This window comes from Clostridium sp. CM041 (assembly GCF_055081035.1).
Genome location: NZ_CM143648.1, coordinates 643681 through 668038, shown reverse-complemented (window position 1 = coordinate 668038; position 24358 = coordinate 643681). Strand labels below are relative to the sequence as shown.

General features: G+C 30.9%; 21 protein-coding genes. 12 read left to right on the top strand and 9 right to left on the bottom strand.

The window, feature by feature from the left end:
- Nucleotides 1–60 precede the first annotated feature (60 nt).
- The 3 genes from ACWJJT_RS03260 to ACWJJT_RS03250 all read left to right on the top strand — a co-directional run bounded on the left by ACWJJT_RS03260 (nt 61) and on the right by ACWJJT_RS03250 (nt 3665).
- The gene (locus tag ACWJJT_RS03260; protein WP_462956031.1) at nt 61–831 is read left to right on the top strand and encodes an ABC transporter ATP-binding protein; all 771 of its coding nucleotides are present in this window, start codon (nt 61–63) and stop codon (nt 829–831) included.
- 23 nt (nt 832–854) lie between these two features.
- Nucleotides 855–2783, top strand: coding sequence for an FtsX-like permease family protein (locus ACWJJT_RS03255; protein ID WP_462956030.1), 1929 nt, complete (start codon nt 855–857; stop codon nt 2781–2783).
- Between the two features lie 717 nt (nt 2784–3500).
- Complete coding sequence (locus tag ACWJJT_RS03250) at nt 3501–3665, top strand: hypothetical protein (RefSeq protein WP_462956029.1); 165 nt, start codon at nt 3501–3503, stop codon at nt 3663–3665.
- A gap of 374 nt (nt 3666–4039) precedes the next feature.
- Here ACWJJT_RS03250 and ACWJJT_RS03245 read toward each other — a convergent pair whose 3' ends face one another.
- From ACWJJT_RS03245 to ACWJJT_RS03235, 3 genes are all read right to left on the bottom strand, one after another.
- Complete coding sequence (locus ACWJJT_RS03245) at nt 4040–4816, bottom strand: protein-glutamine gamma-glutamyltransferase (RefSeq protein WP_462956028.1); 777 nt, start codon at nt 4814–4816, stop codon at nt 4040–4042.
- A gap of 48 nt (nt 4817–4864) precedes the next feature.
- Complete coding sequence (locus tag ACWJJT_RS03240; RefSeq protein ID WP_462956027.1) at nt 4865–5623, bottom strand: hypothetical protein; 759 nt, start codon at nt 5621–5623, stop codon at nt 4865–4867.
- A 566-nt stretch (nt 5624–6189) separates the two neighbouring features.
- Nucleotides 6190–7458 carry a VanW family protein gene (locus tag ACWJJT_RS03235; RefSeq protein WP_462956026.1) on the bottom strand — a complete coding sequence of 423 codons (1269 nt, stop codon included), beginning with the start codon at nt 7456–7458 and terminating at the stop codon, nt 6190–6192.
- 309 nt (nt 7459–7767) lie between these two features.
- On the opposite strand from ACWJJT_RS03235, the gene ACWJJT_RS03230 reads away from it, so the two are divergent.
- Nucleotides 7768–8646, top strand: a complete 879-nt coding sequence (locus ACWJJT_RS03230) for an aldose 1-epimerase family protein (protein ID WP_462953140.1) — start codon at nt 7768–7770, stop codon at nt 8644–8646.
- Nucleotides 8647–8738: 92 nt separating this feature from the next.
- Here ACWJJT_RS03230 and ACWJJT_RS03225 read toward each other — a convergent pair whose 3' ends face one another.
- The 4 genes from ACWJJT_RS03225 to ACWJJT_RS03210 all read right to left on the bottom strand — a co-directional run bounded on the left by ACWJJT_RS03225 (nt 8739) and on the right by ACWJJT_RS03210 (nt 11793).
- Entirely contained in the window at nt 8739–8879 is a 141-nt protein-coding gene (locus tag ACWJJT_RS03225) for a zinc ribbon-containing protein (protein WP_462956025.1), read from the bottom strand.
- Between the two features lie 102 nt (nt 8880–8981).
- Nucleotides 8982–10244 (bottom strand): MFS transporter, encoded by a 1263-nt coding sequence (locus ACWJJT_RS03220; RefSeq protein ID WP_462956024.1) that lies wholly within the window; start codon nt 10242–10244, stop codon nt 8982–8984.
- A 3-nt stretch (nt 10245–10247) separates the two neighbouring features.
- Nucleotides 10248–10709, bottom strand: coding sequence for a MarR family winged helix-turn-helix transcriptional regulator (locus tag ACWJJT_RS03215; RefSeq protein WP_462956023.1), 462 nt, complete (start codon nt 10707–10709; stop codon nt 10248–10250).
- A 361-nt stretch (nt 10710–11070) separates the two neighbouring features.
- Nucleotides 11071–11793: an ABC transporter permease gene (locus tag ACWJJT_RS03210; protein ID WP_462956022.1), complete on the bottom strand. Its 723-nt coding sequence runs from the start codon at nt 11791–11793 to the stop codon at nt 11071–11073.
- Between the two features lie 318 nt (nt 11794–12111).
- On the opposite strand from ACWJJT_RS03210, the gene ACWJJT_RS03205 reads away from it, so the two are divergent.
- From ACWJJT_RS03205 to ACWJJT_RS03185, 5 genes are all read left to right on the top strand, one after another.
- Nucleotides 12112–14439: an ABC transporter permease gene (locus ACWJJT_RS03205; RefSeq protein WP_462956021.1), complete on the top strand. Its 2328-nt coding sequence runs from the start codon at nt 12112–12114 to the stop codon at nt 14437–14439.
- A 4-nt stretch (nt 14440–14443) separates the two neighbouring features.
- Entirely contained in the window at nt 14444–15202 is a 759-nt protein-coding gene (locus tag ACWJJT_RS03200; protein WP_462956020.1) for an ABC transporter ATP-binding protein, read from the top strand.
- 58 nt (nt 15203–15260) lie between these two features.
- Nucleotides 15261–15983, top strand: coding sequence for a response regulator transcription factor (locus ACWJJT_RS03195; protein ID WP_216304174.1), 723 nt, complete (start codon nt 15261–15263; stop codon nt 15981–15983).
- Nucleotides 15976–17364: a HAMP domain-containing sensor histidine kinase gene (locus ACWJJT_RS03190; RefSeq protein WP_216304175.1), complete on the top strand. Its 1389-nt coding sequence runs from the start codon at nt 15976–15978 to the stop codon at nt 17362–17364. Before ACWJJT_RS03195 ends, ACWJJT_RS03190 begins: the two co-directional genes overlap by 8 nt.
- Before the next feature lie 359 nt (nt 17365–17723).
- A complete protein-coding gene (locus ACWJJT_RS03185; protein ID WP_462956019.1) occupies nt 17724–18137 on the top strand; it encodes an RrF2 family transcriptional regulator in 414 nt (137 codons plus the stop codon).
- Nucleotides 18138–18303: 166 nt separating this feature from the next.
- On the opposite strand, the gene ACWJJT_RS03180 is transcribed toward ACWJJT_RS03185, so the two are convergent.
- The gene (locus ACWJJT_RS03180; RefSeq protein ID WP_462956018.1) at nt 18304–19503 is read right to left on the bottom strand and encodes an FprA family A-type flavoprotein; all 1200 of its coding nucleotides are present in this window, start codon (nt 19501–19503) and stop codon (nt 18304–18306) included.
- Nucleotides 19504–19559: 56 nt separating this feature from the next.
- Complete coding sequence (locus ACWJJT_RS03175; RefSeq protein WP_462956017.1) at nt 19560–21467, bottom strand: acyl-CoA dehydrogenase family protein; 1908 nt, start codon at nt 21465–21467, stop codon at nt 19560–19562.
- 441 nt (nt 21468–21908) lie between these two features.
- Here ACWJJT_RS03175 and ACWJJT_RS03170 point away from each other — a divergent pair, with 441 nt between their 5' ends.
- The 3 genes from ACWJJT_RS03170 to ACWJJT_RS03160 are packed head-to-tail and all read left to right on the top strand — an operon-like array spanning nt 21909 to nt 24354.
- Nucleotides 21909–22601, top strand: a complete 693-nt coding sequence (locus ACWJJT_RS03170; RefSeq protein ID WP_220287127.1) for a response regulator transcription factor — start codon at nt 21909–21911, stop codon at nt 22599–22601.
- Between the two features lie 9 nt (nt 22602–22610).
- Complete coding sequence (locus tag ACWJJT_RS03165) at nt 22611–23591, top strand: sensor histidine kinase (RefSeq protein ID WP_216304182.1); 981 nt, start codon at nt 22611–22613, stop codon at nt 23589–23591.
- Nucleotides 23592–23628: 37 nt separating this feature from the next.
- Nucleotides 23629–24354 (top strand): response regulator transcription factor, encoded by a 726-nt coding sequence (locus ACWJJT_RS03160; RefSeq protein WP_462956016.1) that lies wholly within the window; start codon nt 23629–23631, stop codon nt 24352–24354.
- Nucleotides 24355–24358 lie beyond the last annotated feature (4 nt).

Here is a 24358-nt window from a genome sequence, read left to right as displayed (position 1 = left end):
CTCCTTCTGAAGTCGTTAATATTGCAGCTTCGAAGAGGATGATTTAAGGAGGAAATAAAAATGGAAAATGTATTAGTTGCGAGAAATTTGAAAAAGGTTTACGGCTCAAGGGGGAATGTTTACACTGCATTGAATGGTATAAACCTTGAAATAAAAGAAGGGGAGTTTATTGGAATAATGGGGCCTTCAGGTGCAGGAAAAACTACATTATTAAATATTATATCAACTATAGATAAACCAACTTCGGGAGTAGTAACTATTGATAAGGAAGATCTTGCAAAAATGAATGAAGATAAGTTAGCTTCTTTTAGAAGAGACAAATTAGGCTTTATATTTCAAGATTTTAATTTACTCGATACGTTAACATTAAAAGAAAATGTGGTGCTTCCATTAGCTCTTGCTAGAATAAACATAAAAGATATTGAAGCACGGGCTAGTATTATAGGAGCTACTTTAGGTATAAAGGATATATTCAATAAATATCCTTATGAGGTATCTGGGGGACAAAAACAGAGAGCAGCTGCTGCCAGAGCTATTATTACTAAACCTAAGATTATACTAGCCGATGAACCGACAGGTGCGTTGGATTCTAAATCTTCCACAGAACTTTTACAATCTTTAAGTGATTTAAATGAAACTCAAAAGGCTACTATTATGATGGTAACGCATGATGCCTTTGCTGCCAGCTATTGCAAACGAATAATATTTATAAAAGATGGTTCGCTATTTACGGAGCTTGTCAAGGGCACAACATCACGAAAAGAATTTTTTAAAAAGATACTAGATGTATTGGCTGCCTTAGGCGGGAACTTCGATGAAGTATCAATTTAACTTAGAAAGGATGTGATATACAGATGAATTTATTTAATATTACTTTTAGAAACATAAAGAGAAATTTTCATAACTATTTAATATATTTTGTATCCATGGTATTTTGCATAATGATTTATTATACCTTTACCTCCATCGAGTACAATAAACAGGTTACAGACTTAGCGGCGGATTCTATGAAAGTAAGTACTGCTTTTAATGCAGCCTCCATTGTTATAGCAGTGTTTGTAGCTATGTTTATATGGTATTCAAACTCATTTTTTACTAAAAAAAGAAAAAAGGAAGTAGCTTTATACTCCATGCTTGGAGTTAAGAAAAAGCAGATAGGAAGAATGTTATTTTATGAGAATCTAGTAATGGGAGCGCTGGCACTTGTGGCAGGCATATTAATAGGAACGTTATTTTCAAAATTATTTGTAATGATTTTAATTCATATTATGAGCTTTGATGTAAATGTTAAATTTGCTATATCGTTAAAGGCTATTATTAGCACAATTATAGTATTTTTAGTGATATTTATTATAGCATCCGTGCATTCATATACACTAATTTATAGATTTCAGCTAATAGAACTTTTTAAATCAGAGAAGGTGGCACAGAAGCAGCCAAAAGCTTCACTAATATTGGCTCTGCTTTCTATAATTTTTATTGGGACGGGTTATTATATGGCACTAACCTATAAATTTGATGTTCTATCTAAATTGTTAGTTATATTAGTTAGTACAGTTATTGGAACTTATATGTTTTTCTCTTCACTTATAGTATTTATTGTTAAACTTTCTAAGAAAAATAAGGTTAAATATTTTAGGGGCTTAAATATGATAGGTACTTCTCAGCTTTTATATAGAATAAAAGCTAATGGAAGATCTTTAGCTACTATTGCAGTGCTTAGTGCAACAACTATTACGGCTATGGGAACCGCAGCATCGCTTTATTATGATCAAGTAAATAGTATAAATAGGTTAACCCCATTTAGTTATGACTATAAGAGCAATGGCAAAACGTTAGATGAACAAATTGATCAGATCATAAATAAATATCCGAGTAATAAAATTAAAAGTTCTACTAATAGCGAATTTTTAATTATAGATAGTAAATGGCCTGAGATATCAAAGATAAAAATGCAGCCATTAACAAATTCAAAATCCTTTATTATATCAGAAAGTACTATGAAAGAATTATCAAAAGCAAGAGGAATAGATTACAATATATCTTTAAATTCAGATGAAGTATTATTTTTTATGCGTATGTATTCAGATAAGATGATGGAGAATCCTGTTGGGAGGAATATACAGCTTAAAATAAAGGATAGAACAGTTCCCTTAAAAATAAAAGATTTTAAAGAGAGCCTTCTAACTAATTCAATTGATATAAATGATTCATTTATGCAAGATACCGTAGTTGTAAAGGATGAGGTTTACAATAAATTATATGATAAAGATAAGGTTATAAAAAGAAGATTTATAAATATTGAAAATCAGAAAGAAAGTAAAAAGCTTACATCAGAAATAGAAACAGCACTAGGTAGTAAAGAGGCCCTATCATCATATTATAAGAGCTACATACATACTATGACTAGTATGGGTATTATAATATTTTTAGCATCATTTATAGGGTTTGTGTTTTTGATATGCACTGGAAGTATAATATTCTTCAAACAGCTGTCAGAGGCTGGTGAGGATAAGGACAAATACGATATACTAAAAAAGATTGGTGTGAAAAAATCAGAAATAAGGATTTCTATAGCAAAGCAAATGATTTTTATATTTGCACTACCTTTAGTTGTTGGAATAACACATAGTATTATTGCATTAACAATTCTGCAAATTATGCTTAGCTCGAGCTTAGTATATCCCCTTCTTATAACTGTGGGAGTATACACTCTGATTTATTTAATATATTATATATTAACTGTTAATTCTTATTGGAAAATAGTTAATGTAAAAGCATAGAAATTGATTAGAGTATCAAATTTATACTTACATGTTGTATGGAAATCGTAAGAAAAAATTAAGAAATATTGAAATACATTGTAAGAAAATAACCTATATACTAATAGTTGTTAGAGGTTGGTAAATAATTTTAACAATTAGGCAAAATGTAATGTATATATCAAGAAGTTTAAAGTATGGTAATAAATATGTAACTGGTTTTAAAATCAAAAATGATTTTCCAAAACCAGTTACACTTACAAATCTGTTAACTCATACTGCAGACCTAAGTAAATTCAGTCATTTTTACAAGTGTTAACTAAATTATAGTTCGTTTAAATACTAATTATAACATAAATTTCAATTATAAGGGATTGAATTATTTAAAAAGTGGTTCTCAGCCTTTGTAAACTCATACAATAGCTTTAATCATAGCTATTGTATGAAATTTAAGTTCCAAAATTCTTATTAAAGTTTTCGGATAGGTGAACCAACTATCGAACAAAACATGGGTTCCAGGTACGTCATTAGCTACCGCTTGCTTTAGCAGGTCAACCATTACATCTGGTGATTTTTTTACAATCTCAGTTTATAATAGCAATTAAGATCATTTTAAATGATTTTACCTAAGTAAACGTATTAACTACCCATTTGAGAAGTTGCTAAGCCTTTGTATATCATAGTATAGTTTTAACATAGATTGAAATTATGAGATATTTTAGGAGATGAAAAAATCATATGGGGTCAGATATTATAGTAGGAGTTATCGGTAGTGTATTAATAGCTATGGGGTTAATGGGATTTAAAAAAGACATGACATTACTAAAGATGGAATTTGAAGGAACAAAGATTGAAACTGAAAAAACAAAAAAATGTAATTGGCTAAAAGTATTATACGTATAATACTTAAAACAAGAAAAGTTTAGCAATTCCGCTAGGCTTTTTCTTATTTACAAATATATTTTGATTTTCTATATTTAATGTTTTAACTTATTCTGATTTTTAAGTTTTATTCTTGAGCTAGTAGTTTAATAATCTCATATTTATCTGAATTTTTCTATCTGTTTTTTTGTTTTTTATAAACATCTTCAATTTGGACATCATAAGCTACTCGGAGTACAATGGCAATTATGCTTGCCATTACAACATTTATATATACGAACTCTGTCATAACTAGACCTAAAAGTCCAGTGATCCCATTTACTGGGATCAACAATATCCTAAAGAGATTTATAGGGTTATTATAGCATTTTGTACTTTTAAGTCTGATTGGAATTTTAACTGGTAGAGGATGAAAGAAGTTTATAATATATATCTGCTAAATATTTAAAATCCAGACGTGCAGCTGAATCTAATAAGTAAGCGTATGTTTTTGATCCTTCTAACCTATATTTATTTAATTCACTAATTATTTCATCAGCATTTCCTATGCCTATACCGTGTCCAAAATAAAACCCATTACCTAGGTCTATAACATTTTCTCCTTGCCATTCAGGCGTTATTGGATTTACATCAGGGTTATAAAAGTATCTTCTATCCCCTGCTAAATAATCACTTCGTTTTTCTAAATAACCTGCACTCTCAATCAAACTATCTAGATAATGCCAATTCATTAAATGTATTTTTGGAAATAAATCATTGAAAGGTTTGTCAGTAAATATATTAAGCAATGCTTGATAATAAATAATAACAACTGCAGTAGCACATTCAGTACCATATTTTGAGCTATTTATAGAAATATCCTTAATAGCCGCACTTGGAGCTATTCCTATTTTTAATTTAAATCCACCTTCATCAGTACGATCCCAATAATCAAGATTACACATTGATTTACGAAAGGTTCTAAAGGACATATCGCCTTCATTGAGTTTTTTAGCAGCATTTACAATATTATTTCGTAATTTTAGCTCAAATTGTAATTGGGTTACTGAATTATACTCATACTTTCCTTTACTTAAATCCATTTTACTAATAATATCTTTTTCAAGATTATTTGGTTTATATTCATTTATAAAAGTATCAACTTTAAAAATAGTGCCTGGAATTATTATCATTTACTAGCCTCCTTATATAACTTATATTGAGATTATAATTATAGATTGCTAATACCTTAACCTAGTTTTAGCAATGCTTATTTGATTAGTTATAGTATTGTTAATCCATGACTTCCATAAATATATACTTTTATAATGAATTCTAGGTGAGAATCTCGATAGCAGTAGCTTGTTATCTTCATCAAGGTTGTTAAAAGAGCTCAATAAGTTATTTTCTTTTGCCGTGTATGGTATGAATGGTTTTCCAGTATAAAGTGATATCCATCTACACAGGTATTTGGAATCTAAATCTACGATATAGGGTATAGGCTTACTAGTTCTCTGAAAACTTTCCCCCGTAAAATATAAAAAGGGATAATTCTCCGCAAGCCAATTAAAAAAAGCTGTATATTGTTTTCTACTACCTTTTCCCATAGTCATATCTATGGAAGGTACAAAGCCTAAAAGTTTGCATGCTAATTCAACATCATTTACGTCCTCTGAGCCTAAATAATTTGCGATTAACATTAAGCTATATGGATCTCTTGCTTGAAAAAAAGCCCAGATTAGATCATGAGTAAAAAGACCTCTTCTATTTCTAAAAAAAATCATGTCTACTATAATAGGTAAAATTGTTTTATCCTTGTGAATCTTTATTAAAAGTATGGAAGTAATATCTAAAAATTCATCATTATCATTGCTTATCCCATACTGAGCTATGCCCCTTTGAAACATGTCTTTCAAAACAGGATAAACTATTTCCATATTATTAGAATATAAATATTGAATTTTTGAAGATTTCGAGGTATTTATATTATCTAAACACATATAATCTTCCCCTTTATTTTTTCTAGATTTTCTATACAATTAAAGAACCATATTATATAATATTATCAAATTAGCCATTATGTTCAGGATATTATATATATAAAATTTAAATACAGTCTCTTTAATAAATTCATTTATGATTTCTCTGTTAATATTGTCATTTGAATTTTTAAGTATCTAGCCATCTAAGAGCATTTGCTTAGTATAAGCGTATTTCAGAGAGTGAAGCTGTATTCCAAAAATATAATTTTAGACTACAGGACCTCAAAAAAGTTAATCTTAAATTTACTCCAGAGGGGCTTATACGAGTAAGTTTTTTTGATAAAACTAAAAAGAGGATTGTACTTTTAGATGATGTTGGAATTAATTGGGAATATTAAAAAATAGGATTAGATATAGAGTAAATTAAGAAAAGAAAAGCTACTGCCTAGAGAAAATTTGCCTTGAATATAAAAATCACCCCAATCATAGTTTTCTTATCCTACAATTGGGGGAATTTCGCAATGACCACTTTTAGGGGTTCAGTTCATAGGAAAGGTAGGTTGTCCAACTAATATTAATATTTCCTATGAAAGTTTATTAGTATAAAGAAGGGTTTTAGACACTTGATTACCGTTCTCATATGTTATTCTAAATACATTTACTTTCTTTCCCACAATTTCATTAACAATATCATATTTTTTATTGTTAAGAATTGAATTTGAGTAGATACTAAATGTTACATTTTTGTTATGTACTGCAGATTCTATATATATAGGATAAGAAGTAGTATTTTTAAACCTATAATCGAGGGAGCCGTAGGCAACTGTAGCATCCAATCCTGCACCAATATAGCTAGAATGCATTGTATGTGGATATCTTTCTACAGATGTTAAATTAGTTCTAAGTACTGCATTATAAAGTGTAGTTGAAACTTGGCATACTCCACCACCTATGCCATCTACATATTTGTCGCCTATAATTTCTTTTGATGTTTTATAGCCTCGTTCAATAGTTCTATCGCCTACTACATCATTAAAACTAAAAATATCTCCTGGCATAAGTAGCTTCCCATTTATAGAATTAGAAGATACTCTAATATTTTCTGAACGATTTTCATTTGAATTCCTAAAGTTAGTCGTAACACTAGATATTTGAGCATTGATACATTTTAAATCATTTTCTTTAATTTTAGGTTCAACTTTTTTTAATTTAGATTCGATTACTAAATTTTGATCTTTTTCAATATTATTAACTTTGTTAATTATAGCTTTTTTTAAACTGGCAGAATCAACACTAAGACCATATTCATCTTCAGTTATAACTAATTGACCTGAATTGTTTCTGAAAATAGTTGCATCTATTGCATTTTTATTGTTGTCCTTAGCAATATCTTTAAGTAGGGTATCTAGAATTGCATAATTGTAGGTATATTTAACATCAAAAGTTTGCTTGCCAGGAGACGTTATAGCAAAATAGTTTTTAAATAAATTCTCTTTTCTACCAATATCGTAAGCTTTATTAATGACAACATTATAATCATGTTTTATTCCAAGTTTTGATGTATGGACGATATATTGTTTGTCATTGAGATTTATTGTTATATCTTTTTTAGCAATAATATTATTACGATTTTTAATAATAGCAATTTTTGCTTCATCCTTAGTCATGCCACCTAAATTTATATCTTCCACCCATACCTCGGGATAGATCTTTAAGTCGTATTTTGATATAGTAGAATACATAATAATTAATTGGATTCCTATTAGAGACACAATTATTCCTAATATAATCAAGGTCGTTCTTAACCTTTTTTTTCTTTTTTTGATTGCTTTAGACATAATATTTAAACTCATGTTCTTGCACCTCTCCTCACAATTATTGTTTTCCGACTATACTCCGTATATTAATACATATTTTGTTGCAACTAAGTACATTATAACTGATTTTTGAAAGAGAGTTATTACAAAGAAGTTACTTTTATTTTTAATTTTTTATTCATTCTACTATTTATAGTTATACTGATGTATATTAGTAGTTGATAGTTATTTTTGAATATAAAATTAGTTGTAAAGATGAAATTATTACTTATTAATGGAAGTCCTAAGGCTAAAGGATGTGCTTATGCGGCTTTATGTAAACTAAATAATGAAAGGGTGTTTTTGATGATTTATTCTTTAGAAAATTCAACAATTAAAATAACGGCTAGCGCTCATGGTGCAGAACTACATTCAATAACTGGAAAAAAAGAAGGAACAGAGTATCTGTGGAATGGAGACCAAAACTATTGGAAATATCATTCACCAATTTTATTTCCAATAGTCGGGAATCTAGTTGATTCAAAATATAAAATTGATGAAAAGCTATATGAATTGCCATCTCATGGATTAGGTAGGATATCAGATTTTAAATTTATATCACAAACTAATGATTCAATTACTTTTGAACTAAAATATTCTGAGGATACTATAAAAAGATATCCATATAAATTTTCTTTACTTATTAATTACACAATTGAAAAGAATACAGTTAAAGTAACGTATAATGTTATAAATTTAGATAATAAGGATATATCATTTTCAATTGGTGCACATCCTGCATTTATGTGTCCTATTGAAAAAAATGAAAAATTAGAAGATTATTACCTTGAATTTAATAAGAAAGAAACAAGTGATATTATGGAATTAACTAAAGATGCTTATTTTTCACATAAGAGAAAAGAATGTTTAAAGGATACTGATATCATGATACTATCAAAAGAGTTATTTAAAGAGGATGCTTTAGTATTTGATGATTTGAAATCTGATAAAATAACTATAAAATCAAAAAATCATGAAAAGTCAGTATCAGTAGAATTTAAGGGCTTCCCTTACATGGGAATATGGTCACCAAAAGGCGGAGCACCATTTTTATGCATAGAACCTTGGTTTGGACATGCAGATTATGAAGATTTTACTGGTGAATTTAAAGATAAAGAGGGCTCGATTTCATTAACTATTGGAGAAGAGTTTACATATAGTTATAAGATTTCTATTGTAGAATAATACATGCTAATAAATGCATAGGTTGTTACAAGAAAAAAATAAGCCCAAGACTAGGGCTTATTTTTTTGATTATATTGTACCATTATTTTATTTTAAAATTTCCTATAGTTTGCTTTTTTACATTTAGGACAGGGAGGTAAAGTATCAGTATTATCATCTAATACTACTTTTTGACCGCAAATTTTACAAACATATGTACCATTTCCGGGTTTTTCACCAGTTGAGTATTTCATAAATAATTCACCCCTTTTTTTTATTAAATTATAGTTAATATAATTTTAGCATAGTAGAATTATTTTAACAATACTAGAAACGGAAGTAGCAATAGCTTTAATTTATACGGATGCAACTTTACCATTTTTTCTAAGTTTAGACCAAGTAACAAGTAACAATATCAACATTATTGCAGAAATACCTGATAATATGAAACAAGTGTTAGCGCCGTATTTTTCAGCCACAAACCCTGAAAGAAGACTTCCAAGGGGGGTGAATCCAGCAAATACAAGTGAATATACACTCATAACTCGTCCTCTGTATTCATCCTTAGAATTTAGTTGTAACATTGAATTTGCAGTGGTGGAAAAAAACATATTAAATATTCCTGTTATAGCTAAACTTAGGGCAGTAAAATAATATAAGTTACTTATACCTGTAAAAATTAACATTATGCCAATTCCAATAGAGCTACCAATCATAAGAATTTTATTTGGACCATTTTTGCTTTTAAAAGACATGAGAAGTGCTCCAATGAGGGAACCTGCTCCAAGTGCAGATAGTAAAATTCCATAGGTTTTTTCCTGCATATGTAGTACGTTTTTCGTAAATACAGGTATCAAAACGTTGTAGTTAAAAACGAATATTCCCATAATGCTAATTAATATCAAGGTTTCGAGTAAGATAGATTTGCTTTTTATATATTTAAGGCCATCCAATATTTCTTTAAGCATTCCTTTTTCAGAAGTTTTCTTTCTAATATAATTGATTGCTTCAATATGGACCAGTCCATAGATAACTGCCATAAAACTAAAACCATTTAATAAAAAACACCATCCTGCTCCGAGATATCCCATGAGTAGAGCTCCAATAGCCGGTCCAATAATTCTTGCTAAATTAAAAGTGGCTGAATTTAAAGCGATGGCATTCATTAAATCGTCCTTTCCTACTATTTCAACATTAAAGGCTTGCCTAGTTGGCATATCTAAAGTATTACAAAATCCAAGACACAAAGCTAAAGCTATTAGATGTTCATACTTTAATGTATTCGTAAAGACTAATGCAGACAATATAAAAGCTAATATCATCGATACACTCTGAGTGAAAATCAGTATTTTTTTCTTTGGAAACTTATCAGTTAGTACCCCCGCAAACAATGAGAAAAAGGTTATGGGTAAAAACTGCATTGCTCCGACAAGTCCAAGTAAAAATGGAGATCCTGTCAGAGAAAGTACTAGCCAGGATTGTCCTATATTTTGTGTCCAGGTACCTATTAAAGAAAGACACTGACCCATCCAAAAATATCTATAATTTTTATGGGTAAGAGCATGAAAATTTTTGTTAATAATTCTCTTAGTATTAACCACTATATTAATTTTTATCATCTCCTAATGAGCTTCATCATCTTTAGAATAATCATGTGTGAAAGTTGTAGCATTTTCTCCCATCCTTTCGAGTAATGCTAATGATGTTTTCTTTTCATCTTCACTAAATCCTGAAAATAAAATATATATCCAATCCATCATGGCTTTTCTAACCATAGGTTTTATTTTCAATGCTTTCTCAGTAAGATAAACATTATATGCTCTTTTATCTTTTGCATCTATTTTTCTAATGATATAGTCATCAGCTTCCAGCTTTTTTATAGCCTTTGCTGTGGTACCTTTATCAATTTTAAGGTAATCTGATAATTGTTCCTGACGTACTCCATCTTTTTTATATAATGCATTTAAAAATGTATATTGACCCTTACTTATATTATATGGCTTAAGTTGCATTCCTACGTATACATGACCATTTCTATGTAAAAGAGAAATCCATCTTCCTAATGAGTTCATATTTTTATTCATTGTCGTATTCCTCCTAAATTAGTTGCAATTCCTACTAATTATATAATAGGGCAATATAGTTGTGAATGCAACTATATTTTATAATAGTACTGTAGTATGATTTAATTAAATCATCTCCTGCGGAGCTGCAATATTAACATTAGCAGAACATGGTGGTTATTAAAAAAGCTCTGATTTTCTTAAGAAAATCAGAGCTTTTTAGGAGAATCTAGGTAGAATACGATTACCAGTTAAATCATCACCTGCGGTGCTGTAATATCAACGACTTCAGAAGGAGATTTATACTCCCACTAAAGTTTTTTCTTTGTTATAGTCCATAACCCCATCTTATAGAAGAGGGAGACTTTCTTCTGAAATGTCGTTAAATATCGCGTTTCTCAAAAACTAAATAACCTGCAGCGCAGAATATAACAGAATATATAGCGGATACGCCAATAGCAAATGCAAGTGTTGTACCAACGACGAATGATCCGTTAACAATAAAGTTAGTAAAATCCGACAGTCCAAAAGGAAGATATTTACCCCAGCTGAAACGGGTTGAGAATAGTTGCACCATAGAACTACCAGCTAAAAGCAAGAATAAAGAGCATCCGGTTGCAATTGAGCGTGAACGAGATATTATTGAAAGTGCAAAAGCTACTAATACATACACAAGCACAGTAAGAAAATTAAGGCCATAAATAATAAATGTTTTTAGTACGGCTGGTATATATATTATTTTAGTACTCGTCCACATCATTTCCTTAGCACCCATGCCATTGAAACCGAAATATATACCCAGCAATATAAAGTTTAACAAAAATGATGTTACCAAAAGTACAAGACCATAAAATAATGTAACAATTAGTTTTGCAGTAAGAATTTCAAACCGTTTATAAGGCCGTGATATCATCATTTTCATTGTACCCTCTGAAAATTCACCTGCAAATAAAGCTGAACATGCTATTATTAAAAGAAGTGCAATAATTAAACTATATGGAACATATGAATCAAACTTTGTGATTCTTGTCCAAATGCTGTCTTTGGATTCTGGCCTGATATTGTTAACAATGCTGTATTCATCTTCAGCTATGCTTTTTTTCATATTTCCTATGGATCACTTGTCTGTCCATAGCGAAAATAGCTATGCCTGCAGAAGTTAATGTTGTACGATTGTACGTTTACCAATTACTTTTTTTAGTTTTTCGATTTTTAATACTTCATTAGCCATAATATGCCCCCTGAATTTTTTTCATTTCTCATCACTATAACATAGTGTACTCCACGAGCTGCTAACACTCAATGTCGCTACACTTACAAATAAAAAAGTTATCTTACTATTTTGTAAGATTTCATTAATAATTTAAATATATTTCTTTAACTTTTCTTATGTATTATATAATTAAAGAAAGGATGTGTTTAGATGTGGCTTAAAAAACTAAAAAAGAAAAAACTTCAATGTTTTTTAATAGGAGCGTTATTATTTTTATCCTCTTTAATATTTACAAGTAGTTTGTCTATGTTAACTTCTATTCAAGGGTATATTAATAAATTTTATTCTAATGATAAATTTTACTATATAATTTGTTATAACGCTAATGAAAGTTCTACAAATGATGTACTTAAGTGGGGTAAAAATAATACAGAGGTTAATGATGTTAAAGCTACTGAGGCGTTCACTTCTGGTAACGACCTTTATCACAATGGTGTAAATTTAAAGATTTCAATGTACGATGTTGTTCCCATAGAAGATAGCAAAAATATTCCATTTGGACTAACTAAGGGTAACTCATCAAATAATGACAGTTGTCCTAAAAAAGGTGAAGTGTGGATTACTAAGATTCTAGCAGAAAATAATAATATTCACCTTGGAGATAACTTAACCATAAAAACAAAGACAAAGGACGTTACTTTAAAGGTTTCTTCCTTAATTAATGACTCTCTTGAGCCATCTTCTACTATTGGTATAATTAATCTATATACCAATAAGAATAGTGAGCAGGAATTCTCTTCATTAAGGAAAGCATCATTAATTTTTATAGATGTTAAAAGTGGGACTAATGTAGCTAATGTAGAAAAGGATTTGACCGGGGCTATAAAAGTTGGTGGCTTTGTATTTGATAAAGATTTATTAAGCTTAAGTTCAACGATGGCTTCTTCTATGATAGGTGGCATTGCAACCTTAGCTTCAATTCTAGTGTTTATTGTTTCAGTGCTTCTTATGCGATTTATTTTATGGAATAATATTTTAAAAGAATATAAATCTATTGGAATATACAAAGCTCTTGGTTTTTCTAAAAGAGATATTCTCAAATTTTATATTATAGGTTACTCAATAATTGCATTTATTGGAAGTATCCTTGGAGCTCTGTGTAGTATCCCTATATTAAATTATACAGCCTCGAAAGTTTTAAAGTATATTGGTGATTTTAAAGGTGTAAGTATTAATGCATATGTTATTTTAGCTACAGTAATTTTATTTACATTAGTGGTGATTATTAATCTGTATTTTGTAATTAGAAGAACTAATAAGATTACACCTGTGGAGGCTCTTAGAACAGGGATTACATCTTCAAGGCGAAAGCTAACAAAGTCATTGATCAAAGATAATATATCTTCCTTAGCCTTTGCAATAAACGATATGTTTAAATATAAAAAGACTACTGCCTTTATCACATTAACATTAACATTATCCCTAACACTGGTATTGATATTTGGTAATGCAAATGGATCTATGTCAAAGATGAAGGAAAATGCTCCTATTTGGTTTGGACTACCTAAAAGTAATGTAACCATTAGTGCTCCGCAAATGGTTAGACAATCAGAAGTTTTAAATAAGGTTTTGAATGATGTAAAGAAGGACAATAGAATTAAAAATTATGTTTATGGATCTATGATGCTAACGGATGTAGTAGAACTTGATACTAAAAAATACCCTATAAAGAGTACACTTTACGATATATTTGTGATGAATTCTTACACCAGTGATTTAGGCTTTACTATCATAGATGGGCATAATCCCAAAAATTCTAAAGAAGTAGCTGTTTCTTCAAAAATATTAAAAGATGCAGGGTTATCCGTAGGAGACTATATAGAACTATCTATAAATAATAAAAAAGACTCCTATTTAATAACAGGCGCTTATAATTCAATGATGCAAAATGGATATGGTATAAGAATATTAAATGCTGCAATAGAAAAGGAGATTCCAAAATTTATAGGCAGTGAAATTTTTATAACTCTAACAGCTGGTACAGATATAAAACAATTTAAGAAAGAGATTAACAATATATATCCTAATTTAGATGCCAGTGAAATTCCACCTGCAATTAAAGATGTCATAGTATCTATCCCTGGAACAGTACTCCCTATTACCAATTTATTAATTGTGGTATTTATAGCATTTGGTGCAATAACGATATTAAATATTATCATAATCAATATTAGAGATAATAGAAGAAACTTTGGAATAATGAAGGCCCTAGGATTTACATCTAAAGAAATAAGAAACAGATATCTATATAGGATATTAATCCTAACATTATTTAGCACAATTATAGCTATCATATTTAATTTAACGCTAGCAAGACCTATGATTGCTGCAGCAGTTAGTAAATTAGATGTGTTAATAATATCTCCAATAACAATGTTACTACTAATAATCACTATGGTTATTTTAATATTAGTAACAACACTTATATGCTGTAACTCTATAAAAAATACTAAGATTACTGAATTAATGGAGGAGTGATTTGATGAAAAAATCAGTTATAAAAGCTAATAACCTTTGCAAATCCTTTGTCACAGGTAAAACTGCGCTAAATGTGATAAAAAATTTAAGTTTAGACATCTATGAAGGGGACTTTACTGTAATTATGGGAAGCTCAGGCTCTGGAAAATCTACATTATTATATACTTTAAGTGGTATGGACTCACCCACTAGTGGCAGCGTTAATATCTTAGGAAAGGATATTACATCAATGAAAGAGGATGAACTTTCATTAATTAGAAAAAAAGACATTTCCTTTGTATTTCAAAGTATAAATTTATTACCTGATATAACGGTTTTTGAAAACATAGCTTATTGTGGTTATGGAGTAAATAAAAACAAAAAAGAAGTCAATGAGAAAACCTTAAAGCTTCTTGAAACCCTGAGTATAAAAGATGCTAAGGAAAAATACCCCTCAGAAATTTCTGGTGGTATGCAACAAAGAGCAGCAGTGGCAAGAGCTATAATCACATCCCCTAAAATACTATTTGGAGACGAGCCCACAGGAGCACTTAACTCCACTGCGGGAGAAGAGGTTCTAGACATATTGTCGGACTTAAATAATAATGGTCAAACAGTAGTTATGGTCACTCATGATTTAAAGGCTGCTGCTCGTGCTTCCAGATTAATATATTTAAAGGATGGTAGAATAGATGGAGAACTTGATTTAGATAAATTCTTTAAATCAGACGATGGAAATAGAGAGGTTTTAATATTTGAATTTTTGAAAGAAAGAGGGTGGTAAACTCTCTTTTTTATATTTTTATGGTAAAATGTAATTATAAAGCATTTGGAGGGTAATTATGGCAAATGAAAAAATTCTTATCATTGAAGATGATATAGATATCAGAAATATATTAAAAGATTATTTTAATAGTGAAGGGTTTATAGTTGATTATTGTGATAATGGAGGAAAAGCTCTTGTCGCGTTTAATTCTTTTAATCCGGATATTGTTGTTTTAGATATAATGCTTCCTGAGGTGGATGGCATAGAAATCTGCAGAATTATTAGGACCACCTCGCGAGTACCCATAATAATGCTTTCTGCTAAAAGTGGGGATATTGATAAGATATTATCCCTGGGAGTTGGCGCTGACGATTATATAACTAAACCTTTTTCTCCCATGGAGATAATAGCTAGAATAAAAGCACATCTGCGGAGATATAAAACTTTTTCAATTCCATTAAAGGATTCTTATCCTTCTAAAAAGTATGATTCTGAAATAAAAGAGTTTGGTAAGTTAGCTATAGATAGTAAAAGCTATAAAGTAACCTTTAAGGGAAAAGAGATTCACTTAACATCCAGAGAATTTGAAATAGTAGACTTTTTATCCGATTATCCATGCCAAGTATTCTCTAAGCAGCAGCTTTATGATAATATTTGGGGACTTAGCGACTTTGGAGATTTAAATACAGTTGCTGTTTATGTAAATCGAATTCGCGAGAAATTTTCTCTGCACAATATAAATTACATTAAAACTGTTTGGGGAGTTGGTTACAAATGGGAGGAAGCAATAGATGAATAAGCAAAGCATAGCTTTGAAAGTTAAAGTTTTCACTTTATCTGTAATTGTATTAGTAGCCTTTGTAATTATTTATTCAACAAATCTTATATATAATAAAAACAGCTTTTATCCTACAGTTAATAAGGGCAGACTTTTAACAAGTTCTATAAAAATAAGTGTAGAAGAAGCATTAGTGAGTAATAATTCTGAATTTTCTTTGAAAAGTGATTTTCCCTATGCTGTTATAGATTTAAATGGAAAGGTTTTGTACTCTTCTATAAGTATTTATAAAAAAGATGCTGTAGCTGATTTAAATGAATTTATGGAATATGATAATAAAGCTTCGATGCAGCATCCGGGACTAATTAAATATACTATCCCACTAATTATAAATAGTAAACAAGTTGGCACAGCAATATTTTTAATTCCTAAGGAGGATTTTTTATCTACTTCACCCAAGCTAGTTACCTTTAGAGATGTATTACCTATTATCATCTCTTTATCTGCAATAATTATACTAATAATCCTCACTTATATTTTATTGAAAAAGGATATTTTATTGCCCTTAGATTCTCTTAATGAAAGTGCGCGGAGAATTTTAAAGGGTGATTTCACATATGAAATTCATTATGATTATGATACAGAAATGGGTGTTTTTTGCCACGATTTCGAAGCTATGAGAGATGAACTTAAATCTTCAAAGGAAAAGGAAATATCAATAAAGGTAAGTGAAAAGGAGCTTTTAGCTTGCTTATCTCATGATATTAAAACCCCTCTAACTGCCATCCATGGATATGTGTCAGGGATTAAGGATGGCATTGTTAAAGATAAGGCGGGTATTGAAAATTATTGTATAATAATATTAAACAGAGTAAAAATGTTATCTAAGCTTCTAGAGGATATACTAGAGCATTCAAAGGCAGAGCTTAACAAAATGAACATATCATTAGTTGAGTTCTACTGTGGCGATTTCTTTAAGGATATATTAGATGATTTATCTGTAGAGATAACCAGTAAGGAAATTCATTTTATTTTCCCAGATAAAATACCTAACCTTTTGTTAAATGGTGATAAGAAAAGACTTTCTCAAGTAATGTACAATTTAGTTTCAAATAGTATAAAGTATTCAAGAGAAGATGGATCCATTTCAATATATTTTGAAAACACTGGTAGGTATCTTAATGTATACATAAAAGATACAGGAATGGGAATTTCTTCGGCTGATATTCCTTATATATTTAATAAATTCTATAGAGCCGAGAAATGCAGAAATCAAAATATTCCAGGATCCGGCCTTGGTCTCTCCATTTCTAAGTATATTGTTGAGGCTCATGGTGGCTTTATAAATTGCGTTGAATCTTCATTGAATGGGACTATTATTTGCTTTGGAATACCAATATAAGTGGTATTAATACATGAATCTTAAAACATTTGTAAGAATCACTTAAGAAATTAGATGAATTAAGCGAATTGCGTCTATAATGCGAAGGAGAATTAAATTGGAATTTTTAAAAGAAGTTGAAGCAGATGTTAACAGTATAATGAATAATTCTTAGCCCATAATATCTCCTAGCCTGCTGTGTGCAGATAACACTTTTATTTATATAATATCATAATTTTTTATATAAATGGTGTAATGGTTATAACAATGCTACTCTGAAACCTAATTAGTATAAAAAAATCAAAAACTATTGACAAAATAGGGTAAACGTTTTAAGATAAAACTATACCAAATGTATATACTTTAGGGAGAAATATAATATGAAAATAACACAAGAGGCAGATTACGCTCTTAGAGTAGTAATTTACTTATGCAAATTAGGCTATGGTGAAAAGATAGAGGCAAAAGTAATTTCAGAAAAAGAGGGTATACCGCTAAGATTCCTTTTAAAACTTTTAAGAAAGCTTATACAAGCAGATATTCTAAAATCTTACAGGGGAGTCAAGGGTGGATATGCTATAAACAAATTGCCAGAACAAATAACCTTAAAAGGTGTTATAGAAGCAATAGACGGTCCAATATGTGTTAATAGATGCGTAATTGAATCAAGCTTTTGTAATTTGAATAGAAGTGGTGAATGCATTGTGCATAGAGCTATGACAAAAGTACAAAAGAATTTAAATGCGGAATTAGAAAGTATAAATTTTAAACAACTAGTAGAGGGAGAAGTTTAGGTATGCAATAAAGATTAGTTATGCATGCCTAATCTTACTTATAAATTATATAAAAAAAACTAATATAAAAAAAACTAATATAAATTTAATAGTAACATGTATACCAAAAGGGACCTGCTCATGAACTTTATCCATGAGCAGGTCCTAAATTTATATTTTTCTAAAATTACTTCATTGACTCGATAATGCTGCCTGCAATGGCATCCATTGAATCCGCATCATCTTCTTTCATGCTGGAGTTCAATGACATCTCATTATCTAAAATAGTCATTTCTTTCATCTCATCCAAAAGTCCACGCATCAATTTGCCGGATTGAGGAGCCCATGAGCCATTTTCTATAAGAGTGAAAGTACGTTTTTGAAGATTTAATGATTTCATATCCATCATATAATTCAGCATCGGTGGATAAATCTTCAAGTTGTAGGTTACAGAGGCAAGAACCACATGACTATATTTGAATGTCTCAGAAATCAAATAGGAGACGTGAGTTTTTGAAACGTCATACATAACCACATTAGTCATTCCCTTTTCCACGAGCCTTGTTGCTAGGTCACTTGCAGCGGCCTCCGTATTGCCGTACATTGTTCCATAAACGATCATTACTCCATTTTCCTCAGGCTCGTATCGACTCCACTTGTCGTACTTATCTAACAAGTACCCCAAATCATTACGCCATACCGGTCCATGTAGCGGGCAGATAATCTTGATGTCGAGAGTGCCCGCCTTCTTCAAAAGATTCTGAACATGAGGACCATACTTTCCTACAATGTTTGTATAATACCTTCTGGCATCGTCAATCCAATCCCGGTCAAAGTTCATTTCGTCATTAAACAGCTGACCATCTAATGAGCCGAAAGAACCGAAGGCATCAGCTGAAAATAATACACCACTTACAGTATCAAATGTCACCATAGCTTCTGGCCAATGTACCATTGGAGCAGCTATAAATGTAACGTTATGTTTTCCAAAGGACATTGTATCTCCTTCACTAACTTCCATTATTTTGCCATCAATAGCGAAACCGAACTGATGCATGAACAAGGAAGCTTTTTGGGTGCATACAATCTTTACATCAGGATAACGAAGAATAATCTCTTCAATGCATGCTGCATGATCAGGTTCCATATGGTTAATTACCATATAATCTAAAGGCTTGCCTTTTAGGATTGATTGAATATTCAAAAGGAACTGACGGCAAATTGACCAGTCTACTGTATCAAAGAGTACTGTCTTCTCGTCCATTAGCAAATATGAGTTATAAGAAACTCCTCGTGGAATTGGATGAATGTTTTCGAAAAGGGAAAGGCGACGATCACTTCCACCAACCCAATAAAGATCCTCAGTTATATTTCTAACACAATGCATATATATAATCCTCCTTTATACTAAAAACACATTATTAAATTTAATTATTATAAAAATTAGACTTCTATAAACATATTTTTTTCTTCATAACAAGATGGACAAGTCCAACCTTCAGGTATGTTTTCAAAGAGAGTACCTTCGGCTATTTCGCCTTCGGGATCACCCATACCAGGATCGTATTCATAACCGCATCCGTTACATACATAATGTTTCCAGGTTGGAACAACTTCCCTCGGAGCAGCTGACTTTATCTTCACCATTGGTGGAGCATCTTTCTTTGCTTCTCCGTTATCTAAAGCAGCAGTAAGTAATGGTAATATCTCCATTAAATCGCCAACGATACCGTAATCAGAGTTCTTAAAAATTTTCGCTTTGGGATCAATATTTATAGCAACTATTGTGGCAGCATCCTTTATGCCCTTCAAATGCTGACCTGCACCTGAAATACCACAAGCAATATAGAGATTTCCTTTAAATTTTTGACCAGACATACCAACATAACGATTGAGTGGTAAATATTTAAGTGTTTCAGCTACTGGACGCGAAGATCCTATAGCTGCACCAGCTTGAACTGCCAAGTCTTCTATAAGCTTCATATTTTCTTTTTCCCCTATACCTAGTCCTACGCTGACTACCCTTTCAGCCTTAGTTATAGGAGTATCCAGTGGAATTCCAACTGTAAAATCATATTTATCAGCCTTAAGAGCTTCCACAAGTGCATTTACTTTTTCACTCGTAGTTCCCTCCTTGAAAATCACTTTTCTGCGATAACCTGTTGCAGGTCCACGTTCAGTAGCTTTACCTGTATTCTTGTTTTTCGGCATCTTGCCTATGATGTGAGCAGCGATAACGACACGTTGAATCTCATTAGTTCCTTCATATATTGTGCAAATTTTAGCATCTCTGTAAGCACGCTCAACTTCCATACCTTTCAAATAGCCGTTTCCACCAAATATTTGAAGTGCGTCATTTACAATCTCAAGGCAAACATCTGAAGCATATTGTTTCGCCATAGCAGCTTCCATACTGTAACGCTCATGATTTTCTTTAAGCTCTGCTGCACTGTAAATAAGTAATCTAGCTGCTCTAAGTTTTGTCGCCATATCTGCCAACTTAAAAGAGATAATCTGTTGCTGACAAATAGGTTTACCAAATTGAACCCTTTCTTTTGAGTACTCTAAAGCATTTTCATACGCGCCTTGAGCTATTCCTAGAGCCTGAGCTGCAATACCGATACGACCACCATCCAAAGTTGCCATAGCAATCTTGAACCCGTCACCTTCATTTCCTAGTAGATTTTCCTTAGGGACTTTCACGTCATTGAATATTAGCTCTGCAGTTGCAGATGATCTAATACCCATCTTGTCGTAATGCTTACCGAAGGTAAAGCCCTCTGTATCTTTTTCCACAATAAATGCACTTATACCACGAATACCTATATCCGGCGTAGTAATTGCAAAAACAACGTAAATATCAGCCTTACCAGCATTTGTTATGAAGATTTTTTCACCATTCAAAATGTAATTATCACCATCGAGTACGGCAATGGTTTCCGTACCGCCAGCATCACTACCAGCATTTTCTTCGGTAAGACCGAATGCACCAAGTTTCTCTCCCTTTGCGAGTGGCACTAAGTATTTTTGTTTCTGCTCCTCTGTTCCATAGGCAGAAATTGGGTAGGTGCCCAAAGATGTATGAGCGGAAAGAATTACGCCTGTACCACCATCCACTCTTGATAATTCTTCAACGGCAATTGCATAGCTCATTACATCCAGACCTGCTCCGCCGTATTCTTTTGGATATGGGATCCCCAGCATCCCCATTTTACCTAATTTATTAATTGCTTCCATAGGGAATTTATTTTCCTGATCCAAGGTAAATGCAATAGGTTTAACTTCCTCTTCTGCAAATTCTCTGATCTTTGTCCTCAAATTTTCATGTTGCTGCCTAGTCTTAAAAAACATAAATATACCCCCCTTTAATTAATACGGTTTCGTAAATGTTGCTTTGTGAAATCTGTAAAACCACAACATTGAGCTGCTGCAAGCAAAACTCATCAAACTCCTCCAATTATTTTTACATTTGGAATACATCTAATCAATATGTTTTACTGCATTAACCATACTTGGAATTTTTTTCGAATGTATACCTAAACCGTATAGATTAATTATATACGTAAGAGATTTACATTACAAGCTTAACCAAAACCTTTTTTTCGTCATGATTCCCCATAAAAATGTGTGGCTTATTCTAAGGCTATAAGAGGACTTTGCAAAGTGAGATTACTATGTTTTTTACTTCTTTCTACAAATTTAGAAGGGTAATCAGGGTACTTTGTAGAAATATGGTTTAGAAGCATGTCGTTGAAAATAATTTTGAATTTATTAAATTAAGGAGAAATAAATATGAAATACAAAATATATATTGTAGAAGATGATTTATCAATAAGTACTTTATTACAAGAATACATAGCTAAGTATGGGTTTGAGGTAATAGCGGTAAAAAACTTTGAAGAAATAATGATAGGATTTAATGGGTGTAACCCAGACTTAGTATTATTAGATGTTAATTTACCTAAATTTGATGGATTTTATTGGTGCAGAAAGATAAGGCAGCAATCAAAGATTCCTATAATATTTATATCTGCAAGAGATAGTGGAATGGATCAGGTTATGGCTTTAGAGAGTGGCGCAGATGACTATATAACCAAACCTTTTTATGTTGATGTTGTTATTGCAAAGATAAAAAGCCATATAAGAAGAGCTTTTGGAGATTATGCACCTAAGGTAGAGGAAAGAATAGTTGAAGCCGATAGTCTTAAGTTCTACCCAGAAAGGTCAGAAGTAGAATTTAATGGTGAAAGTTTAATTATCACTAAAAGGGAAGGCGTACTACTAGAATGCCTTATGGAAAAGTATCCTAAGGTAGTTAGTAGAGATTTCCTTTTAGAAAGAATATGGGATGACATTGAGTTTGTAGAGGAAAATACCCTAAGCGTAAATATTAGTAGAATAAGAAAGAGGTTGCAGGTTTTAGGAATAGATATGGGCATAGAGACTATAAGAGGAGCAGGTTATAGATTAAATAAAACCTGGTAGTGGAATGATATGAAATTATTTTTAAAGGATAATAGAGGTTATGTTTTTATATATTTATCAAGTTTAGCTCTTACAGTTATGTATTGTAATATTATGGGGTTCATAGAGTTTGGTGAAATCATTTATATACTTGTATTTAATACATTTATTCTGGTATGCTTCTTAGCTTTTAGGTATTATCAAAATAGACAGTTATACAAATTATTAAGAAATGGATTAAATTGTTTGAATGATGCTTTTTTGGAACTTGATAGTTCGGATTTGAGTCAAAATATTTCTGAAATATTAAAGAAGCAACATAATTTATATGAAGCTGAAATACAAAAGTGTAACAAAAATCATAATGAGCATTTAACTTTTATAAATCAGTGGGTACATCAAATGAAGACACCTCTTTCTGTAATACAACTTCTCCTTCAAGAATACGCAGGAGAAGAAAAGGCGCGAAGTATAGAAGAAGAGGTTAATAAACTAAATAAAGGTTTAAATATGGCAATGCATTTTGCAAGAATAGATTCTTTCCAAAAAGATTTTGTAGCAGAGCGAATTTCTTTGAAGAAGTTAGTTATTGATACAGTAAATGAAGAAAAGAAGATTTTCATAAAAAACAGAATAATTCCTAGAGTAGAAATAGATGAAGATATTGAAGTATACAGTGATGTAAAGTGGATAAAGTTTGTATTAGATCAACTTATTATTAATGGTGTGAAGTATTCAAAAGGCATGGGAAAAGAATTGATTATAAAAGCATGGGAAGAAGAAAAAGAAATTAAATTAAGTGTTATTGATGAGGGAATAGGAATCCCAAGGAAAGATATTAAAAGGGTATTTGACCTATTCTTTACTGGAGAGAATGGGCGTAGATATGGAGAATCAACTGGTATGGGATTATATATAGCCAAAGAGGTATGTGTAAATTTAGGCCATGCAATAGAGATAGAATCCACTGTGCATGAAGGAACAGTGGTTACAATAAGATTTACAAAATGAAAAATAGCTTTATATATAGATTATAATGGGGTGGAATATGGATAAAAGAGCTAAGATTTTAGTAGTTGAAGATGAAAATGAAATTAATAAATTACTTTGTAGTATTCTTGAAAATAAGGGTTATAGAGTTAGAGCAGCTTTTTCAGGGACAGAAGCTTTAATGTGTGTAGAAAATGAACGGTGGGATATGATTTTATTAGATTTGATGATCCCAGGGATTAGTGGAGAAGAAGCTATATTAAAAATTAGAGAAATAACAAAAGCACCAATAATTGTAGTAAGTGCAAAAACATCTAAAAAAACTAAGATAGAATTATTAGAAAGTGGAGCAGATGATTTTATTTGTAAGCCATTTGATCCAGATGAAGTTGTTGCAAGAGTTAATTGTAATTTGAGAAGATATCTAGAATTTTTTAAGGATGAGGGAAAGAAAAATAGAGATAATATTTTGAGTTATAAAGATATTAGTTTAAATACAGAAAGTAAAGAAGTAAAAGTGGGACAAACTATACTTACGCTAACTGCAAAAGAATTTGCATTACTAAAACTGTTATTAACAAATCCCAATAAGGTATACAGTAAATCTAATATTTTCGAAAGTATATGGGGAGAAGAATTTTTGGGCGATGATAATACTGTAAATGTACATGTGAGTAGACTAAGAAATAAGCTGTTTATTGCAAATGATAGTGAAGATTACATAGAAACAATTTGGGCAATGGGGTATAAATTAAGAAGAATTAAGACTTTTGAAAGACTTTAGTAAA